At 71.5% G+C, this 18687-nt stretch carries 18 protein-coding genes; 12 read left to right on the top strand and 6 right to left on the bottom strand.

Translation table 11 applies throughout. The features are described 5' to 3' along the window. Nucleotides 1-9: 9 nt before the first annotated feature. The 6 genes from OG885_RS18280 (at nt 10) to OG885_RS18255 (ending at nt 5813) form a co-directional block, all read left to right on the top strand. Entirely contained in the window at nt 10-1263 is a 1254-nt protein-coding gene (locus OG885_RS18280) for an MFS transporter (RefSeq protein WP_405732585.1), read from the top strand. Between the two features lie 158 nt (nt 1264-1421). Further along, nucleotides 1422-2894 carry a PLP-dependent aminotransferase family protein gene (locus tag OG885_RS18275; protein WP_405732582.1) on the top strand — a complete coding sequence of 491 codons (1473 nt, stop codon included), beginning with the start codon at nt 1422-1424 and terminating at the stop codon, nt 2892-2894. After that, a complete protein-coding gene (locus OG885_RS18270; protein WP_405732579.1) occupies nt 2891-3598 on the top strand; it encodes a hypothetical protein in 708 nt (235 codons plus the stop codon). Before OG885_RS18275 ends, OG885_RS18270 begins: the two co-directional genes overlap by 4 nt. Nucleotides 3599-3635: 37 nt before the next feature. Continuing rightward, on the top strand, nt 3636-4274 hold the full coding sequence (locus tag OG885_RS18265; RefSeq protein ID WP_405732576.1) for a maleylpyruvate isomerase N-terminal domain-containing protein: 639 nt from the start codon (nt 3636-3638) through the stop codon (nt 4272-4274). 1 nt (nt 4275) lies between these two features. Further along, nucleotides 4276-5214, top strand: a complete 939-nt coding sequence (argB, locus tag OG885_RS18260) for an acetylglutamate kinase (protein WP_405732573.1) — start codon at nt 4276-4278, stop codon at nt 5212-5214. Continuing rightward, on the top strand, nt 5148-5813 hold the full coding sequence (locus OG885_RS18255) for a hypothetical protein (protein ID WP_405732570.1): 666 nt from the start codon (nt 5148-5150) through the stop codon (nt 5811-5813). The genes argB and OG885_RS18255 overlap by 67 nt, the downstream gene beginning before the upstream one ends. A 7-nt stretch (nt 5814-5820) precedes the next feature. Here the strand turns inward: OG885_RS18255 and OG885_RS18250 are convergent, their stop codons facing one another. Next, entirely contained in the window at nt 5821-6594 is a 774-nt protein-coding gene (locus OG885_RS18250; protein ID WP_405732567.1) for an SDR family NAD(P)-dependent oxidoreductase, read from the bottom strand. 42 nt (nt 6595-6636) lie between these two features. After that, entirely contained in the window at nt 6637-7338 is a 702-nt protein-coding gene (locus OG885_RS18245) for an MOSC domain-containing protein (protein WP_405732564.1), read from the bottom strand. Between the two features lie 80 nt (nt 7339-7418). Here OG885_RS18245 and OG885_RS18240 point away from each other — a divergent pair, with 80 nt between their 5' ends. Beyond that, nucleotides 7419-8327 carry a LysR family transcriptional regulator gene (locus tag OG885_RS18240; RefSeq protein WP_405732561.1) on the top strand — a complete coding sequence of 303 codons (909 nt, stop codon included), beginning with the start codon at nt 7419-7421 and terminating at the stop codon, nt 8325-8327. Nucleotides 8328-8386: 59 nt separating this feature from the next. Here the strand turns inward: OG885_RS18240 and OG885_RS18235 are convergent, their stop codons facing one another. Next, nucleotides 8387-8719, bottom strand: coding sequence for a WhiB family transcriptional regulator (locus OG885_RS18235; RefSeq protein WP_059192859.1), 333 nt, complete (start codon nt 8717-8719; stop codon nt 8387-8389). A 381-nt stretch (nt 8720-9100) separates the two neighbouring features. Here OG885_RS18235 and OG885_RS18230 point away from each other — a divergent pair, with 381 nt between their 5' ends. From OG885_RS18230 to OG885_RS18215, 4 genes are all read left to right on the top strand, one after another. Continuing rightward, nucleotides 9101-9712, top strand: a complete 612-nt coding sequence (locus OG885_RS18230; protein WP_003948568.1) for a response regulator transcription factor — start codon at nt 9101-9103, stop codon at nt 9710-9712. A 297-nt stretch (nt 9713-10009) separates the two neighbouring features. Continuing rightward, nucleotides 10010-10585, top strand: coding sequence for a sigma-70 family RNA polymerase sigma factor (locus tag OG885_RS18225; protein ID WP_059192858.1), 576 nt, complete (start codon nt 10010-10012; stop codon nt 10583-10585). Nucleotides 10586-10736: 151 nt separating this feature from the next. Then, nucleotides 10737-12245 carry an IMP dehydrogenase gene (guaB, locus tag OG885_RS18220; RefSeq protein ID WP_399949326.1) on the top strand — a complete coding sequence of 503 codons (1509 nt, stop codon included), beginning with the start codon at nt 10737-10739 and terminating at the stop codon, nt 12243-12245. Nucleotides 12246-12349: 104 nt separating this feature from the next. After that, the gene (locus OG885_RS18215) at nt 12350-13474 is read left to right on the top strand and encodes a GuaB3 family IMP dehydrogenase-related protein (RefSeq protein ID WP_405732556.1); all 1125 of its coding nucleotides are present in this window, start codon (nt 12350-12352) and stop codon (nt 13472-13474) included. 78 nt (nt 13475-13552) lie between these two features. On the opposite strand, the gene OG885_RS18210 is transcribed toward OG885_RS18215, so the two are convergent. Further along, nucleotides 13553-14041: a hypothetical protein gene (locus OG885_RS18210; protein ID WP_405732554.1), complete on the bottom strand. Its 489-nt coding sequence runs from the start codon at nt 14039-14041 to the stop codon at nt 13553-13555. A gap of 190 nt (nt 14042-14231) precedes the next feature. Further along, nucleotides 14232-15443, bottom strand: coding sequence for a nucleotide sugar dehydrogenase (locus OG885_RS18205; protein ID WP_399949321.1), 1212 nt, complete (start codon nt 15441-15443; stop codon nt 14232-14234). A gap of 289 nt (nt 15444-15732) precedes the next feature. Here OG885_RS18205 and OG885_RS18200 point away from each other — a divergent pair, with 289 nt between their 5' ends. Then, complete coding sequence (locus OG885_RS18200) at nt 15733-17439, top strand: glycerol-3-phosphate dehydrogenase/oxidase (protein WP_399949319.1); 1707 nt, start codon at nt 15733-15735, stop codon at nt 17437-17439. Nucleotides 17440-17563: 124 nt separating this feature from the next. Here the strand turns inward: OG885_RS18200 and OG885_RS18195 are convergent, their stop codons facing one another. Then, entirely contained in the window at nt 17564-18607 is a 1044-nt protein-coding gene (locus tag OG885_RS18195) for a serine hydrolase domain-containing protein (protein ID WP_405732550.1), read from the bottom strand. Between the last annotated feature and the right edge of the window lie 80 nt (nt 18608-18687).

The following is an 18687-nucleotide window of genomic DNA, read 5'->3' as shown; positions in this document are numbered from 1 at the left end:
CAGCCTGTCATGAGCGAGTTGTCCGTACCGGACGCGGCGGAGGACGAGGAGAAGAGCGGCGCCCAAGGCAAGGGCATGGGGCGGGAGTTCCGCCTCCTGTGGTCGGCCGACCTGATCGCGACCCTCGGCGACGGCGCGCTCGTGGCGGCGATCCCGCTGCTGGCCAAGTCGCTCACCAGCGACCCGAGCCTGGTGGCCGGCGTGGCCACCGCCCGCACCCTGCCCTGGCTGCTGCTGGCCCTGATCGGCGGCGCGCTCGTGGACCGCTTCGACCGGCGCCGGCTGATGGTCGGCGCCCAGGCCGCCCAGGTGGTCCTGGTCGTGGTGGTCGCCGTCATCGCCACCTTCGACCTGGCGCAGATCTGGATGCTCTACGTCCTGGCCTTCGGAGTGGGCTGTGCGGAGATCCTGTTCACCGGCGCCAGCCAGGCCCTGGTGCCCACTCTGGTCAAGTCCGACCATCTGGAAGCGGCCAACGGACGGCTCGTCGCGACCGCATCGGTTTCCCGAGAATTTGCCGGCCCGCCGCTGGGCGCCGCGCTGTTCGCGTTCGCTATTCCGCTGCCGTTCTGGCTGAATGCCGTCGCGTTCTTCGTGTCGTTGCTGTTGTTGTCTCGAATTCGCGCCACCGGCCGGCCGCCGCGTCCCGAGAAGCCGACCGCGATGCGCACCGAGATCGGCGAGGGGCTGCGCTGGCTGGCCAAGAACCGGCTGCCGCGCACCCTCACCCTCATCGCCGGCTCCGGCAACTTCTGTGAGTCGATGGCCCTCGCCACGCTGGTGCTCTTCTCGCACGACGTCCTCGGCATCGGCGACCGCGGCTACGGTCTGCTGCTCGCCGCGATGGCCATCGGCGGTGTGATCGGCGGGCTCGTCAGCAACCGGGTCGTGGATCGCTTCGGTGCCCGGCAGGTCGCCATCGGCGTGCAGATCGTGTGCCCGCTGGCCTGGCTGGCGATCGGCCTGGTGGGGCGCGACCCGGTCACCGTGGTGGCCCTGTTCACCCTCTTCTCGATCGCGCTGTCCATGTGGAACGTCGTGTCCTGGTCGGTACGCCAGCGGCTCATCCCCAACGAGCTCATGGGCCGGGTGAGCGGCGCCGGGCGGATGTTCGCCTTCGGCGCGATGCCGCTGGGCGCGCTGGTCGGCGGATTCGTCGCCGACTGGCTGGGACTCGTCGCTCCGTGGATCATCGGCGGCGCCCTCTCTCTGCTGGTCGCGGCATTTGCACTGCCCGCTCTCCGCAAATGGGACGGTGCGTGACAACGTTGGCCGGAATATTTCCCGATCGTGAAAACTTTCCAAAAGATCTTGTAGTGGCGCTGTTCTCGGCCAAGACTCCCGCTGGCAGGAAAACGAACCTGACTAGCGGGGGGACCGCAATGAGGGACGACGTCGCCCAAAAGGTGAACGCGGACCAATTGGCAAGACTGCTCGGCGACTGGCGACAGGGCACCGCGTACATGGACCTGGCGCAGGCGCTCAAGGCACTGATCCTGGACGGACGGCTCTCGGTGGCGGCCAGGATCCCGGCCGAACGCACCCTGGCAGCGTCCTGGGGCATCAGCCGGAACACCGTGGCCTCGGCCTACCAGCGGCTGCGCGAGGAGGGCTACCTCCGCAGCCGACAGGGCGCGGGAAGCTACGCGGCCCTGCCCGACGGCGCGGAACGCGCGCCGCGCGCCCTGTCCTGGGTACCGGGACAGGCCGTCGACACACACATCGACCTGACCTGCGCGTCGCTGCCGGCACCGGAACCGGCGTTCAGCCTCGCCGTCGCCGAGACCGCGACCCGAATGGCCCGGCACTCCGACGGCCACGGCTACGACCTCGTCGGGCTGCCCGCCCTGCGCCAGGCCATCGCCGACCACTACACCGCCCGCGGCGTGCGCACCAACGCCGACCAGATCATGGTCACCGTCGGTGCCCACCACGCCTGGGGGCTGCTGCTCCGGCTCCTCGTCCGGCCCCGGGAACCGGTCCTGATCGACAGCCCGACCTACCCCAACGCCCTGGAGGCCATCCGCAGCCACGGCGCCCGGCCGATGCCGGTCGGTCTGGACGACGCCGGCTGGGACGTCGACCTCATCGAGAGCGCCGTGCGCGGCACCCGGCCCGCCGTCGCGTACCTCATGCCCGACTTCCACAACCCCACCGGCCTCGTCATGCCCGACGCGACCCGCCGCGCCGTCGTCGACGCGGCGCTGCACAGCGGCACCTACGTGGTGGTGGACGAGACGCTCTCCGAGGTCAACCTCGACGCGGGCCCGCTGCCGCCCCCGATGGCCGCGTACGGCAGGTCGGGCGCCGTCATCAGCATCGGCTCGCTCAGCAAGACCGTCTGGGCCGGGCTGCGGGTGGGCTGGGTCCGGGCCTCCAAGTCGGTCATCTCCCGCCTGGTCGCCGTCCGCGGCCCCAGCGACCCCGGCAACCCGCTGGTGCAGCAGCTCATCGCCTGCCGCCTCTTCGAGACGTACGACGACCTGCTGCGCGCACGCAGCGAGGAACTGGTCGCCCAGCGCACCGCCCTGACCGACGTGCTGCGCGCTCAGCTGCCCCAGTGGCGGTTCACCGTGCCGCGCGGCGGACTGTGCCTGTGGGTCGACCTCGGCGCCCAGCTCAGCACCAAGCTCTCGCTGGCCGCCGGCAGACACGGCGTCCAGCTGCTGCCCGGCCCGCGCTTCGGCGCCGACGGCACCCTGGAGAACCGACTCCGCCTGCCCTTCGCCCTCGACGCGACCACCCTCGCCACCGGGGTCGCCCGACTTCGCGAGGCCTTCGACGAGGTCACAGCCGAGCAGACCACCCCACCCCGCCCCTGGACCCGCACCCGCATCCCCGCACCGCACCTTCCCGCTACGCGCGTCAACCCCACGGAAAGGCTCCCGCGATGACCCGGCTCACGGACGCGCGCAGCGCGGCTGTCGCGGGGGCCGTGCTCATGGGCGCGTGCACCGAAGGGCGCTCCGCCGGCCGGTTCGCGGGTGTGTGCACCGACGCTGCCCCGATGACCCGGCTTGCGGGCGCGTGCAGCGAAGGGTGCTCCGCCAGCCGGCTCGCGGGTGTGTGCACCGAGGCTGTCGCGATGGCCCGGTTCGCGGGTGTGTGCGCCGAGGCTGTCCCGATGACCCGGCTTGCGGGCGCGTGCAGCGAAGGGTGCTCCGCCGGCCGGTTCGTGCGCGTGTGCACCGAGGCTGTCGCGATGGCCCGGTTCGCGGGTGTGTGCGCCGAGGCTGCCCCGATGACCCGGCTCAGGGGCGCGCGCACCGAAGAGCGCCCCGCCGGCCGGCTCGCGGGTGCGTGCACCGAAGAGCGCTCTGCCGGCCGGTTCGTGCGCGTGTGCACCGAGGCTGTCGCGATGGCCCGGTTCGCGGGTGTGTGCGCCGAGGCTGCCCCGATGACCCGGCTCAGGGGCGCGCGCACCGAAGAGCGCCCCGCCGGCCGGCTCGCGGGTGCGTGCACCGAAGAGCGCTCTGCCGGCCGGTTCGCGCGCGTGTGCGCCGAGGCTGCCCCGATGACCCGGCTCACGGGCGCGCGCAGCGAAGTTGTCCCGGCGGCCCGGATCACTGGCACGTACACCGAAAGGCGTCCCCGATGACCCGCGGCACCGCCGCGCACACCGGAAGGTTCACCCGATGACCCGGATCACCGGCGCGTACCTCGACGCCGCGGACGTCGCGGTGGAGCTGTTGAACCAGCCCGCCGTCGCCGAGCGCTGGGAGGAGGCGAGCGCGCTGGCGGAGTGGAGCGTCGGCGGGCTCGCCGGGCATCTCGCCTGGCAGGTCTTCTTCATTCCGGCCGTCCTCGACGAACCCGCCCCGACCCAGCGGGTCATCGGGCTCGACGACTACTACGCCCGCGTCCGCTGGATCGACGCCGGTCTGCACGACGAGGCCAACGCCCGGATCCGGCGCGGCGGAGAGGACGCGGGCGCTCAGGGCGTACGGCCGCTGGCGGACCGGGCTGCCGACACCGTACGAGCCCTGCGCACTCGGCTGCCCGCCGAGCCCGACCGGGCCGTACGGCTGCCGGTGTGGGGCGACTACGCGCTGAGCCTCGACGACTTCCTGACGACCCGTCTGATGGAACTGGTCGTACATACAGACGACTTGGCGTTCAGCGTCGGCATCCCGACCCCCGAACTGCCCGAGCCCGCCGTCGAGGCGAGCGTCGGCCTGCTGACCCGGCTGGCCCTGCGCCGCCACGGCCAGTCCGCCGTACTGCGCGCACTCAGCCGCGCGGAACGGGCCCCGTCCGGCATCGCGGCGTTCTGACATGGACGACACCCCTGACCTCACCCCCTTCCGCGGCCGTACCGTCGTCGTCAAGCTCGGCGGCAGCGCCATGGCGGACCGGACGCTGCTGCGCACCTTCGCCCAGGACGTGGCCCGGCTGCACCGCGCCGGCGTCCGGCTGGTCGTGGCGCACGGCGGTGGCCCGCAGATCAACGCGCACCTGGAGAAGCTCGGCCTGCCCGTCACCTTCACGGCCGGCCTGCGGGTCACCACCCCCGAGACCATGGACGTGGTCCGCATGGTCCTCGCCGGTCAGGTGCAGCGCGATCTCGTGGGCCTCCTCAACGAGGACGGCCCGCTCGCCGTCGGCATCACCGGCGAGGACGCCCGTCTGCTCACCGCCGCCAAACGCCTCGCCGTCCTGGACGGTGACGAGGTGGACATCGGCCTCGTCGGCGACGTCACCCGCGTCGACACCCACGTCCTGCGCGCCCTCACCGACAGCGGCCTGGTCCCGCTCGTCACCGGCATCGGCCGCGGCACGGACGGGCAGGTCTACAACATCAACGCCGACAGCGCCGCCGCCGCCCTCGCGGCCGGCCTGCGCGCGGACCACCTGGTGATCCTCACCGACGTGCCGGGCCTGTACGCCGACTGGCCACGCCGGGACCAAATCGTCGAACACCTGACCGTCACCCGGGCGGCGGAACTGCTGCCCACCCTGTCCGGCGGCATGGCCCCGAAACTCGAGAGCTGTCTGCGGGCGGTCCGGGCCGGGGTCGGCCGCGCCCAACTCCTCGACGGCCGGGTTCCGCACGCCCTGCTGCACGGCTGCCTCGGCACCGGGCACACCGGGACCTCCGTCGTGCCCGACCCTCCCGACACCCCACCGAACCACCTGGAAGACGACACATGCGCCTCATCACCTCCGCGTCCGCCCGCCTCCTCGGTCTGCACCACGTCCGGGTCTGGAAGCTGACCTCCGACCAGCCCCTGCTGCGTGCGGACGACGGTCTGAGCGCCGAGGCCGCCGCCGGGGCGTGGGAGCAGGACGCCCCGGAACTGCCCGCCGGATACCGCACCTTGCTGGCCGACCTCGGCTACGCGGGCACCACCCCCGCCGGTGAGCGGCTCCGCGAGGGCGTCCGCACCCGCGGCTGGCGCTCGCACGGCGCGGTGGTCGACGCGGTGAGCGTGGCGACCCTGCGGCACGGCGCCGGCATCGGACTGCACAGCCTCTTCAAGGAGGACGAGGGCAGCGACCTCGTCATCACCCGGGCGGCCGGCACGGAGCGGATCGTCCCCGCCTTCTCCACCAAGTCCAAGCCCGTCCCGGCCGGTGACCTGCTCTACGGTCTGGCGGATCCCGACGGCGCCGTCGAGGAGCCCTTCGCCTGGCTGGGCCGCCGCGACTGCGACGCCGCGAGCCGCCAACTCGCCCCCGACAGCGGGGAAGCGCTTCTCGTCGTGCTCGGTTGCCCCGGCGAGGACGCGGCCCACAGCGAGGCCATCGGCGCCACGGTCGCGACCCTCCTCGCCGGCCTCCGCCCGGACGTCACCCTGACCCCGGTGGCGTAAACGGCCCTTACTGTGGGCCGTACTTGCGCCCCGTCCTGGAGGTGATCCCCCCGAGCAGCCCTCGGGGCACCACCTTCACCACGCCCATCAGCGCCTTGTACCGGGGGTCGGGAATCGACAGCGTCTTCCCCCGGGCAAGGTCGCTCAGCGCGGACGCCACGAGCTTGTCCGCGTCCAGCCACATCCACCCCGGGATGTTGTCCGTCCCCATCCCGGCCCGCTCATGGAACTCGGTGCGCACGAACCCGGGCGCGAGCGCCATCAACCGCACCCCGCTGCCCGCCAGATCCTTGGCCGCGCCCTGCGTGAACTGCACGACCCACGCCTTGGAGGCGCCGTACGTCCCGCGCGGCACGAAGGCGGCCACGGAGGCGACATTGACGACACCGCCCCGCCCGCGCTCCCGCATCGCCTCCGTCGCGGCCGACGTCAGCCGGAGCACCGCCTCGCAGTGCACCTTGAGCATCCTCAGCTCGTCGGCCATGGAGACGTCGAGATAGCGGCCCTTGTTGCCGAAGCCGGCATTGTTGACGAGCAGGTCGACGGGGCTGCGGCGGTCGGCGAGCCGGGCCGCCACCGACTCGATGCCCTCGTCCGTGGCCAGGTCCGCCGTCAGGACCTCCACCTCGACGCCGTGCCGGTCGTGCAGCTCGGTGGCCTGGTCGCGCATCCGCTGGGTGTCGCGGGCCACCAGCACGAGGTTGTGCCCGTCAGCCGCCAGCCGTCGTGCGAACGCGGCACCGATGCCCGCGGTCGATCCCGTAATCAATGCCGTTGTCATGGCGCAAGGTTAGTGACCCGGACCGACAGCGTCCGATTGCCGTCAGGGCTGGCGTTCCGCGTGCTCCTCCCCGTCCTTCTCCCCATACTTCGCCACGTACTCGCGCGCCGAACGGAGCACCTCCGGATGCAGCGCGTCACCTGCCGCCAACATCCGTGGCAGCAGCGCCCGCTCGGTGGTCGTCGCCCGGAAGGCCAGCGCGACCGTCACGTCGTGGTCGGGCCGGTGCACGATCTCGACCGGGTCCCCGGCCCGCACCTCACCCGGCTCTATCACCCGCAGATACGCGCCCGGCGCCCCCTTCCGGGTGAACCGCTTCACCCATCGCTGCTCGTCCATGTGGCCCTGGAAGGTGCCGCACGGAATCCGCGCGCTGGTGATCTCCAGCACCACCTCGGGCCCGATCCGCCAGCGCTCGCCGATCAGCGCCCCAGACACGTCCAGACCGAGGGTGGTGAGGTTCTCCCCGAACGCGCCGTCGGCCAGCGTCCGCCCCAGCTCGCGCTCCCAGTCGTCCAGGTCCTCGCGCGCCACGGCGTACACCGCCTGGTCGTCCCCGCCGTGATGCTGCCGCTTGCACACGTCGTCCCCGGCGAGCCCGCTCCCGCCGATCCCCTTCGGCCCGGGCGCCGCCACCCGCACGGGCCCCGCCACCGGCTGCTTGTCGATACCGGTCAGCCCCTCCGGGTTGTCCGTGTACGCCACGGCCTTCGCCCGCCCCAGGTTCACTGACAGAAGCCTCATGTACGGCACGGTAGGCGCCGGCCTTCAAAGCCGCCACGCATTATTCGGCGCCGTATCAAAGGCTGGCTTATCCTCGAAGGGTGATCGAAGCCCGCCATCTGCGCGTCCTGCGTGCCGTCGCCGCCACCGGCTCCTTCTCGGCCGCCGGCCGCGAGCTGGGCTGCACCCAGCCCGCCGTCAGCCAGCAGATGAAGGCCCTGGAGTCGTCCGTCGGCACCCCGCTGCTCGTCCGCAGCGGCCGCGAGATGCGCCTGACCCAGGCGGGCGAGGCCCTCGTCCGGCACGCCGCCGGGATCCTCTCCGGACTCACCGCCGCCGAGGAGGAGGTCGCCGCCATCGCCGGCCTGCGCGCCGGGCGCGTGCGGCTGGTCTCCTTCCCCAGCGGCAGCTCCACCCTCGTCCCCACCGCCCTCGCCGCCCTGCGCGCCGCGCACCCCGGCACCCGCGTCTCCCTGGAGGAGGCCGAACCGCCGCAGTCCGTCGAGATGTTGAGGGAAGGTGACTGCGACGTCGCGCTCGCCTTCCGGTACGAAGGCGCCGCGCGCGGTGGCGACGAGTGGGAGGACCTCGTCGTACGGCCCCTCTTGCGGGACCGGCTGGTCGCCCTCGTACCCGAACGGCACCGGCTCGCGCGGGCCGGGTCCGTCGCCATCGGGGACCTCGCGCGCGAGCCCTGGATCGCCGGATGCCCGCGCTGCCGCGGCCAGTTGGTGGAGGTGTGCGAGGGCGCCGGGTTCACCCCCCGCATCGACTTCGCCACCGACGACTATCCGGCGGTGGTCGGACTGGTGGGCGCGGGCCTGGGCGTCGCCGTGCTGCCACAGCTCGCCATCGAGTCCGTACGGCCCCGGGGCGCGCGCACGGTCACCCTGGAACCGGCCGTGCGGCGGGAGATCGTCGCGCTGACCCTGCCCGACCTGGCCCAGGTGCCGGCCGTGGCGGCGACCCTGGACCGGCTGGAGCGAGCGGCAGGGCGCAAGCAGCCGTAGCCGTGGCCGCAAAAGCGAAGAGGCACGCGTACGCGTGCCTCTTCTGAAGAAACGTTCCTTCAGTTGTTCGAAGCGGCGTGTCCGCCACTCGACGACGATGCCGTCACCAGGCGGTTGCGCGCCCGGCCCATGAGCTCCTCGCGCTCGTCCTCGGTCAGGCCGCCCCACACGCCGTACGGCTCTCTCACCGCCAGCGCGTGCGCCGCGCACTGCGCGCGCACCGGGCACCTCATGCAGACCTCCTTGGCCGAGTTCTCACGAGCACTCCGCGCCGCACCGCGCTCACCCTCCGGATGGAAGAAGAGCGAACTGTCGACCCCGCGGCAGGCAGCCAGGAGCTGCCAGTCCCACAGGTCCGCGTTCGGTCCGGGAAGGCGGGAGAAATCTGCCATTGCGTGACCCCTTGTAGCCGTTCTGCGGCGGATACGGTGTCCACGACCGTACATCTACGATCTAAGGAGATGAAAATATGACTCATTGCGAATCTAGCCTCAGACACCAGCAAAAGGGAAGAAATAGGGCTAAATGGGGCACCGGTTGTGATGAAACGTTGTGGGTCCGCCGCGCATGTCTGCACCGTGTCCGCGCCCTCACGTAGAGTGCCGAAGACGGCGCACGGCCCCGTAACTCTTTCGAGTGACCGTCGTTGAGAGTGCGGAGGCGGTTGAAGCAACAAGTGCTCGGGCAGGCGTCCGGGACGGTCGACCGCACAGGTGACATTTCGTACCAGCCTGGAGGCTCAAGGTGACGTGCATCAGCTGCGGAGGGCGGCCATGACATCCGTCCTCGTCTGCGACGACTCCCCGCTTGCCCGAGAGGCGCTCCGCCGCGCGGTCGCGACCGTGCCCGGCGTCGAGCGCGTGACGACCGCGGCCAACGGCGAGGAAGTCCTCCGCCGCTGGGGTGCGGACCGCTCGGACCTGATTCTGATGGACGTACGCATGCCCGGACTGGGCGGCGTCGAGACCGTGCGGCGGCTGCTGTCCGCGGACCCCGGTGCGCGGATCATCATGCTCACGGTGGCCGAGGACCTGGACGGCGTCGCGCTGGCCGTCGCCGCGGGTGCGCGGGGCTACCTCCACAAGGACGCCTCGCGTGCCGAGCTGAGGGCCACGGTGACTCAGGCCCTGGCCGACCCCACGTGGCGGCTGGCTCCGCGTCGACTGCGGTCCGCCGAGATGGGCGCCGCGCCCACGCTCACCGCGCGTGAGATCCAGGTGCTCGAGGGTATGAGCCACGGCCGGTCCAATGCGGAGATCGGGCGGGAGCTGTTCCTGTCCGAGGACACCGTGAAGACGCATGCTCGGCGGCTGTTCAAGAAGCTGGGTGCGTCCGACCGGGCGCATGCCGTGGCGCTCGGGTTCCGTTGGGGCCTGGTTCGCTAAGAGCTCGGTCGCACAGGTTTGTCGCCGTGTGCAGGTCGTTTGTGGCTGGTCGCGCCCACGCGGCGGAGCCGCACAATGTCCCGCCCCGCGCCCCTTCCGGGGCGCGGGTGTCGTTGCCCGCTGCTTGTTTCTCCGCCGATGCCGCATCCTTGAGATGTGGAGTCTCTCGGGGACGAGTCGGTCGAGCGGAAGGGGAGGGCGCAGGAGATGAGTTCCGGCGCACCTGCTCATAACGCTTCGGTGCACAACATCGGGCGTGGTGCCGCGGATGAATCGGCCGCAAGGCACCATGGACCGATGCGCGAGGACGAGACGACGGTGATCGGTGGGCTTGTCCATCGCGCCGTCGACGGGGATGAGCAGGCGACACACGACCTGCTCGCCCACGTCCACCCGCTGGCGCTGCGCTACTGCCGTACGCGGCTGTCGCGGCTGCCCGGCGATGCCCGCCACTTCGTGGAGGACCTGGCCCAGGAGGTCTGCGTCGCGGTGCTGCTCGCGCTGCCTCGCTACCGGGACACCGGTCGGCCCTTCGAGGCCTTCGTCTTCGCCATCGCCGCTCACAAGGTCGCCGACCTCCAGCGCGCGGCGATGCGGGGCCCCGGCTCGACGGCGGTGCCGTCGGACGAGATGCCGGAGCGGCCGGACGACTCGCTCGGCCCGGAGGAGCGGGCGCTGCTCAGCAGCGACGCCGAATGGGCCAAGAAGCTGTTGGCCAACCTGCCCGAGAACCAGCGGGAGCTGCTGCTGCTGCGGATCGCGGTGGGACTGACGGCCGAGGAGACGGGCCAGATGTTGGGAATGTCACCCGGCGCGGTGCGGGTGGCCCAGCACCGTGCGTTGAGCAGGCTGCGGGCGCTGGCCGAGCAGTAGGGCCCGCTGTTTGTGGCTTCGGTGAACAGGCCCTCTCTCGGTTCCGTACGAAGATACGAAGCCGGTAGCAGGACGGAACCGTGGAATTCGGGACCCTTCCTTCCCGTTAGCATGGACATCCGCACCGATCAAGGCCATTGGGGAAGGTGTCATGACTGCAAACGTCGACGGAGTGCCCGCCAAATTCGCGACGCTCGGGCTGACCTACGACGACGTGCTGCTGCTGCCGGGCGCGTCGGACATGGCTCCCGACGAGATCGACACCGCCTCGTACGTCTCCAAGAACGTGCGGGTGAACATCCCGCTGCTGTCCGCCGCCATGGACAAGGTCACCGAGTCGCGCATGGCGATCGCGATGGCCCGCCAGGGCGGCGTCGGCGTACTGCACCGCAACCTCTCCATCGAGGACCAGGCCAACCAGGTCGACCTCGTGAAGCGGTCCGAGTCCGGCATGGTGGCCGACCCGATCACGGTCCACCCGGATGCCACGCTCGCCGAGGCCGACGCGCTGTGCGCCAAGTTCCGCATCAGCGGCGTCCCGGTCACCGACCCGGGCAAGAAGCTGCTCGGCATCGTCACCAACCGCGACATGGCCTTCGAGAGCGACCGCACCCGCCGGGTCCGCGAGGTCATGACGCCGATGCCGCTGGTCACCGGCAAGGTCGGCATCTCCGGTGTCGAGGCCATGGAGCTGCTGCGCAAGCACAAGATCGAGAAGCTTCCGCTGGTCGACGACGAGGGTGTCCTCAAGGGCCTCATCACCGTCAAGGACTTCGTCAAGGCCGAGAAGTACCCGAGCGCCGCGAAGGACGCCGAGGGCCGCCTCCTCGTCGGTGCCGCGGTCGGTGTCGCCGGTGACGCCTTCGAGCGGGCCCAGGCGCTGATCGAGGCGGGCGTCGACTTCATCGTCGTCGACACCGCGCACGGCCACTCCCGGCTGGTCGGCGACATGGTCGCCAAGATCAAGTCCAACCACACGCGCGTGGACGTCATCGGCGGCAACATCGCCACCCGTGACGGTGCCCAGGCGCTCATCGACTCCGGTGTGGACGGCATCAAGGTCGGCGTCGGCCCCGGTTCCATCTGTACGACCCGTGTCGTCGCCGGCATCGGCGTCCCGCAGGTCACCGCCATCTACGAGGCCGCGCTGGCCGCCAAGGAGGCCGGGGTCCCGGTCATCGGCGACGGTGGCCTCCAGTACTCCGGCGACATCGCCAAGGCGCTCGTGGCGGGCGCCGACACCGTGATGCTGGGCTCGCTGCTGGCGGGCTGCGAGGAGTCCCCGGGCGAGCTGCTGTTCATCAACGGCAAGCAGTTCAAGTCGTACCGCGGCATGGGCTCGCTCGGCGCGATGCAGTCCCGCGGCGACCGCAAGTCCTTCTCCAAGGACCGCTACTTCCAGGAGGGCGTCGCCTCCGACGAGCAGCTGGTCCCCGAGGGCATCGAGGGCCAGGTGCCCTACCGCGGCCCGCTCTCCTCGGTCGTCCACCAGCTGGTCGGCGGTCTGCGCCAGTCGATGTTCTACGTCGGCGGCCGCACCGTGCCGGAGCTCCAGGACAACGGCCGGTTCGTCCGGATCACCTCGGCGGGCCTCAAGGAGTCGCACCCGCACGACATCCAGATGACGGTCGAGGCGCCGAACTACAGCCGCAACAAGTAGTCACCGGCTTCCCGAGGGCGGTCCCGGAGCATCCGGGGCCGCCCTTGTCGTACCCGTCGGGGATACTGGAAGGCGCTGCAACGCATCAGGGAAAGGCCACACACGTGACTGAGATCGAGATCGGGCGCGGCAAGCGCGGCCGCCGGGCGTACGCCTTCGACGACATCGCCGTCGTCCCGAGCCGTCGTACGCGCGACCCGAAGGAGGTCTCGATCGCCTGGCAGATCGACGCCTACCGCTTCGACCTGCCGTTCCTGGCCGCCCCCATGGACTCGGTCGTCTCCCCGGACACCGCGATCCGCATCGGCGAGCTGGGCGGCCTCGGTGTGCTCAACCTCGAAGGCCTCTGGACGCGGTACGAGGACCCGCAGCCGCTGCTCGACGAGATCGCCGGGCTGGACGCGGAGACGGCCACCCGCCGCCTCCAGGAGATCTACTCCGCCCCCATCAAGGAGGAGCTGATCGGCGCGCGCATCAAGGAGGTGCGCGACTCCGGCGTGGTCACGGCGGCCGCGCTCTCCCCGCAGCGCACGGCGCAGTTCTCCAAGGCCGTGGTCGACGCGGGCGTGGACATCTTCGTCATCCGCGGTACGACGGTCTCCGCGGAGCATGTCTCCGGTTCGCACGAGCCGCTGAACCTGAAGCAGTTCATCTACGAGCTCGACGTCCCGGTGATCGTCGGCGGCTGCGCCACGTACACCGCGGCCCTGCACCTGATGCGCACCGGTGCCGCGGGTGTCCTCGTCGGCTTCGGCGGCGGCGCGGCGCACACCACGCGCAACGTGCTGGGCATCCAGGTCCCGATGGCGACCGCGGTCGCCGACGTCGCCGCGGCCCGCCGTGACTACATGGACGAGTCCGGCGGCCGGTATGTGCACGTGATCGCCGACGGCGGTGTCGGCTGGTCCGGCGACCTCCCCAAGGCCGTCGCCTGCGGCGCGGACGCCGTGATGATGGGCTCCCCGCTCGCCCGCGCCACGGACGCGCCGGGCCGCGGCCACCACTGGGGCATGGAGGCGGTCAACGAGGAGCTGCCGCGCGGCAAGAAGGTCGACCTCGGCACCGTCGGCACCATCGAGGAGATCCTGACGGGTCCCTCGCACATCCCGGACGGCTCCATGAACTTCTTCGGCGCCCTGCGCCGCGCGATGGCCACGACGGGCTACAGCGAGCTCAAGGAGTTCCAGCGCGTCGAGGTGACGGTCGCGGACTCCCAGCACAAGCGGTAGGTCGTACGGCGGTCTGTACGACACGAGGGCCCGTCCACCGGGGAGGTGGGCGGGCCCTTCGTCATGTCTGACGCGTGCTTACGCGACGGCCTTCTTCGCGCCGGAGAACGCGGCGGCCGCGCCGATGGCCAGGAAGGCGAAGGTCAGGATGTCGGCGTCCTCGCTCCAGACGTCCGTCACCAGGCCGAAGTGGTCGGTGAGGATGGTGCCGATGTTCATGCCGGACTCGTCGGCGCCGATCATGGCGATGCCGAGGATCTGGCCGGCGTAGACCGCGCCCAGGGACAGGACGGCGCTCACGATCGGGAGGACGGGGTTCGCGCCGCCGACCTTGCCGGCGACGTAGCCGACCGCGAAGCCGACGCCGACCGCGACGTAGCCGATCTCGTGCTCGGTCGACTTCAGGATGGCGCCGTAGACGAGCGCGGTGACCAGGGCCACGACGACACCGGCGAGGACGCCGAGAGCGACGTTGCCCTGGGCCGGGGCGGCGGGCGGTACCGGGGCGGGCGCCTGGGCGAACGGGTTGCCGTCGGTGGGCTGCTGCGGCGGAGTTGGCTGGGTCATGACAGAGATCCCCCCATGGGACGGGCTGAGCGAGCGGTGTGGGGTGTGCGCACGACTGTGCGACGAGGCTCGCCGGGGAGGCGAGTCGCCGAAGAGTAGCAGGCACACCGACCGCCTCCACCAGCCGTTTTCGTCGGCCGTTTTCGTCCCGGAGGCGGTCCCTTCCGCCGCGTGACCGGGCGGTTCCCGCTCAGAGGCGGTGCGCGGCCCCGGTCGGGGTGGCGCCCCGGGTGTCCAGCAGGAGCTGGGCCTTCACCGACAGGCCCTGGAGGTCGTACGTGCGGTGCTGCTGGAGCAGGATCGTCAGGTCCGCGTCGGCGGCGGCCTCGTAGAGCGAGTCCGCGCGGGGGACCGGGCGGTCCAGGACGTTCCAGGAGGGGACGTGCGGGTCGTGGTAGCTGACCGAGGCGCCGAGCTCCATCAGCCGGACCGCGATCTCACGGGCGGGGGTGGCCTGTTGGTCGGCGAGGTCGGGCTTGTAGGTCACGCCGAGCAGGAGCACGCGCGCGCCCCGCGCCGACTTGCCGTGCTCGTTGAGGAGGGTGGCGGCGCGCTGGACGACGTAACGCGGCATCTGACTGTTGACCTGCTGGGCGAGTTCCACCATGCGCAGACCGCGGCCGGCCGGCGCGCCGGTCAGGTCCTGCGGGACCGCGTGGCCGCCGACGCCGGGGCCGGGGCGGAAGGCGTGGAAGCCGAACGGCTTGGTCTCCGCGCAGCGGACCACGTCCCACAGGTCGACGCCGAGGTCGTGGCAGACGACGGCCATCTCGTTGACGAGGGCGATGTTGACGTGCCGGAAGTTCGTCTCCAGGAGCTGGACCGTCTCCGCCTCGCGCAGTCCACGCGCGCGTACCACCTTGTCGGTGAGGCGCGAGTAGAACGCGGCCGCGGACTCGGTGCAGGCCGGGGTGAGGCCGCCGATCACCTTGGGGGTGTTGGCGGGGGTGAAGTCACGGTTGCCCGGGTCGACCCGGCTGGGCGAGTAGGCGAGATGGAAGTCGCGGCCCGCGCGGAGCCGGGAGCCCTCTTCGAGGAGGGGGCGGAGAAGGTTCTCGGTGGTGCCCGGGGGGACGGGCGACTCCAGGATGACGGTGGTGTGCGGGCGCAGCTGCGCCGCGAGGGTGCGGGCCGCGGCCTCCACCTGGCTGAGGTCGAGGCCACCATCCGCGCCGCGCGGGGTGGGCGCGCAGATGACCGCCGTACGCACCCGGCCGAGCTCGGCGGGTGAGGTGGCCGGCCGGAAGCCCCCCGAGAGCATCCGGCGCAGTTCGGCGGGGCTGAGCGAGCCGGTCTCGGGGCCGGTGCGGTAGCCGAGGGTGGGGATGCCGGCGGCGACGGCCGCCTGGGCCAGGGGCAGTCCGTAAGGGCCGAGTCCGATGACGGCGAGATCTGCGGGCATGGCGAGGACCGTCCTTCCCAGTAACCGAAGCGGGACAGGTGCGCAAGCCCGGTGGACAGGATGGGCGAGCGCAATGTCAGACTAGGAGGAAATATGACTGATATGCGGCATTGATTCCGTGTGTCTTCCTGTGAGGCCTGGGGTTTGGTCCATGTGTCCTGGAAGTTGTCCACAGGCTGGGGGTGACTGGTGGCTGAAGTCGGGCAAGCCGGTCAGAATTTGGGCATGAGGGATACGGACCGGGCCACTCCTCAAGAGTGACCGGCGTGACCGACAGCGGGAGGCAGCGGTGAGGACAGCGACACTGGGGCCGGCGCAGCGCGCCGAGGCACTCGCATCAATGGCCGAGCGTGAGCTGGACCTACTGGTGGTGGGCGCCGGCGTGGTCGGCGCGGGCACCGCCCTCGACGCGGTGACGCGGGGCCTGTCCGTGGGCCTCGTGGAGGCGCGTGACTGGGCGTCGGGCACGTCGAGCAGGTCGAGCAAGCTCATCCACGGCGGCCTGCGCTATCTGGAGATGCTCGACTTCGCGCTCGTCCGGGAGGCGCTCAAGGAGCGCGGGCTGTTGCTGGAGCGGCTCGCCCCGCACCTGGTGAAGCCGGTGCCCTTCCTGTACCCGCTCCAGCACAAGGGCTGGGAGCGGCTGTACGCCGGTTCGGGCGTCGCGCTCTACGACACGATGTCGATGGCGCGCGGGCACGGACGCGGACTGCCGATGCACCGTCACCTGAGCCGTCGTCACGCCCTGCGCGTCGCGCCCGCGTTGAAGAAGGACGCCCTGGTCGGCGCCTTGCAGTACTACGACGCCCAGATGGACGACGCCCGCTTCGTCGCCACGCTCGTGCGCACGGCGGCGGCGTACGGCGCGACGGTCGCCAACCGCGCACGCGTGACCGGCTTCCTGCGCGAGGGCGAACGGGTCGTCGGCGCGCGCGTCCAGGACGTCGAGGCGGGCGGGGAGTACGAGATCCGCGCCAAGCAGATCGTCAACGCGACGGGCGTGTGGACCGACGACACCCAGGCCATGGTGGGCGAGCGCGGCCAGTTCCACGTACGCGCCTCCAAGGGCATCCACCTCGTCGTGCCCAAGGACCGGATCCACTCGACGACCGGACTGATCCTGCGGACCGAGAAGTCCGTGCTGTTCGTCATCCCCTGGGGCCGGCACTGGATCATCGGCACCACGGACACCGACTGGGACCTCGACAAGGCGCATCCGGCCGCGTCCAGCGCGGACATCGACTATCTGCTGGAGCACGTGAACTCGGTGCTCGCGGTGCCGCTGACCCGCGACGACGTCCAGGGTGTCTACGCGGGCCTGCGGCCGCTGCTGGCCGGTGAGTCGGACGCCACGAGCAAGCTGTCCCGCGAGCACACCGTGGCCCATCCCGTGCCGGGGCTCGTGGTGGTGGCGGGCGGCAAGTACACGACGTACCGGGTCATGGCCAAGGACGCGGTGGACGAGGCGGTGCACGGGCTGGACCTGCGGGTCGCCGAGTGCGTCACGGAGGACGTGCCGCTGCTGGGCGCCGAGGGGTACCGGGCGCTGTGGAACGCGCGAGCGCGGATCGCCGCCCGCACGGGACTGCACGTGGTGCGGGTGGAACACCTGCTGAACCGATTCGGCGCACTGGCCGAGGAGGTCCTGGAGCTCATCGCCGCGGACCCCACGCTGGGCGAGCCCCTACAGGCGGCCGAGGACTACCTGCGCGCCGAGGTCGTGTACGCCGCCTCGCACGAGGGGGCGCGGCATCTGGACGACGTGCTCACCCGGCGGACCCGCATCTCCATCGAGACCTTCGACCGGGGCACCCGCAGCGCGCGCGAGGCCGCGGAGCTGATGGCGCCGGTGCTGGGCTGGGACAAGGACCAGATCGAGCGGGAGATCGAGCACTACGAGAAGCGGGTCGAGGCCGAGCGGGAGTCGCAGCGCCAGCCGGACGACCTGACGGCGGACGCGGCGCGGCTGGGGGCGCCGGACATCGTGCCGTTGTAAGCGGACGTCGTGCCGCTGTGACCGGACGTCGTGCCGCTGTGAGAGGCGGCGGGACGGCGGGATTCGGTGAAGGTCACTCGAACGAGTGTCGTGAGCCGGGATCTTCGTTCGGAACCCGGGCGTTCTACGAGGTGCGGGGGCAGAACTCGGCGGCGAGCAGGGCCGGTTCGAGGTCGGGGTCTGCGATCGCGGTCGTGTTCACACGGAAGGTGAGGACCCGACGTCCGTCGACGGTGGCCGCGGTGCGCACGTAGCTGCCGTTGATACGGCCGTTGTGCCCCCACACCGTCGTGCCGCACGGCAGCTTCACCGGAAACAGCCCCATGCCGTACAGGCCGTGTGCGGCGCGGGTGTCGAGCATCTCGCGCAGCCGGCGCGGGGGCAGCAGCCGGCCGCCCAGGAGCGCCGCGTAGAAGCGGTCCAGGTCGGCCAGCGTGGTCACCAGCTCGCCCGCGGCCCCGGCCACCCGCGGGTCGAGCTCGGTGACATCGGTGCCGTCGCTCGCGTGGGCGCGGCCGTGCGGGGAGGGCAGAGAAGTGCGCGAACCAGGGAAGGAGGTGTCGGTCAGGCGCAGGGGAGCGAGGATGCGGCGCTCGGCCTCGAAGGCGTAGGAGTGGCCGGTGACCTCTCTGATCACCATGCCGAGGAGCACGTAGTTGGTGTTGGAGTAGACGTACCGGCCGCGGCCGGTAGGGGGGTGGGTGAGGGCGATGCGCACGGCCTGAACAGGGGTGAGCGGGACCAGTCCCCGGGTGTCCGCGGTGAAGTCGCTCAGACCGCTGGTGTGGGTGAGCAGCGCGCGCAGTGTCAGGGTGCGGCCGTCGTTGCCCGCGCCGCGCACCACGCCCGGCAGGTGCCGGTCGACGGTGTCGGACAGGGCCAGCCGGTGTTCCGCGGCCAGTTGGAGGATCACCGTCGCGATGAAGGACTTCGTGATGCTGCCGGCGCGGAAGTGGTCGGCGCGGGCGATACCGGGTCCCGCCTCGGCGTAGCGGGTCCCCGTCTCCTCGCGGGCCAGCAGGGCGGCGGCCGGTGCCTTGCCCGTGGTGAGCAGCAGGGGGAGGACCGCGTCCGTCGGCGATGCGGCGGGGGCGGAGGAGGCGGCCGGGGCCAGGGCGAGCAGCGCCAGCGACACGGGTACGGCCAGCAGGGTCCGAAACGGCGGCACGGCGGGTCCTCCTGTTCGGCACGGCGGTTCCTCCGGTGGCGCGCCCATCATCCATGGTGGCCGGAACTCGGCGTCGGGTG

This window comes from Streptomyces sp. NBC_00028, assembly GCF_045041065.1.
GTDB lineage: Bacteria > Actinomycetota > Actinomycetes > Streptomycetales > Streptomycetaceae > Streptomyces.
The sequence above is the reverse complement of the archived record's forward strand: the minus strand, read 5'-3'. Positions and strand labels throughout refer to the sequence as shown.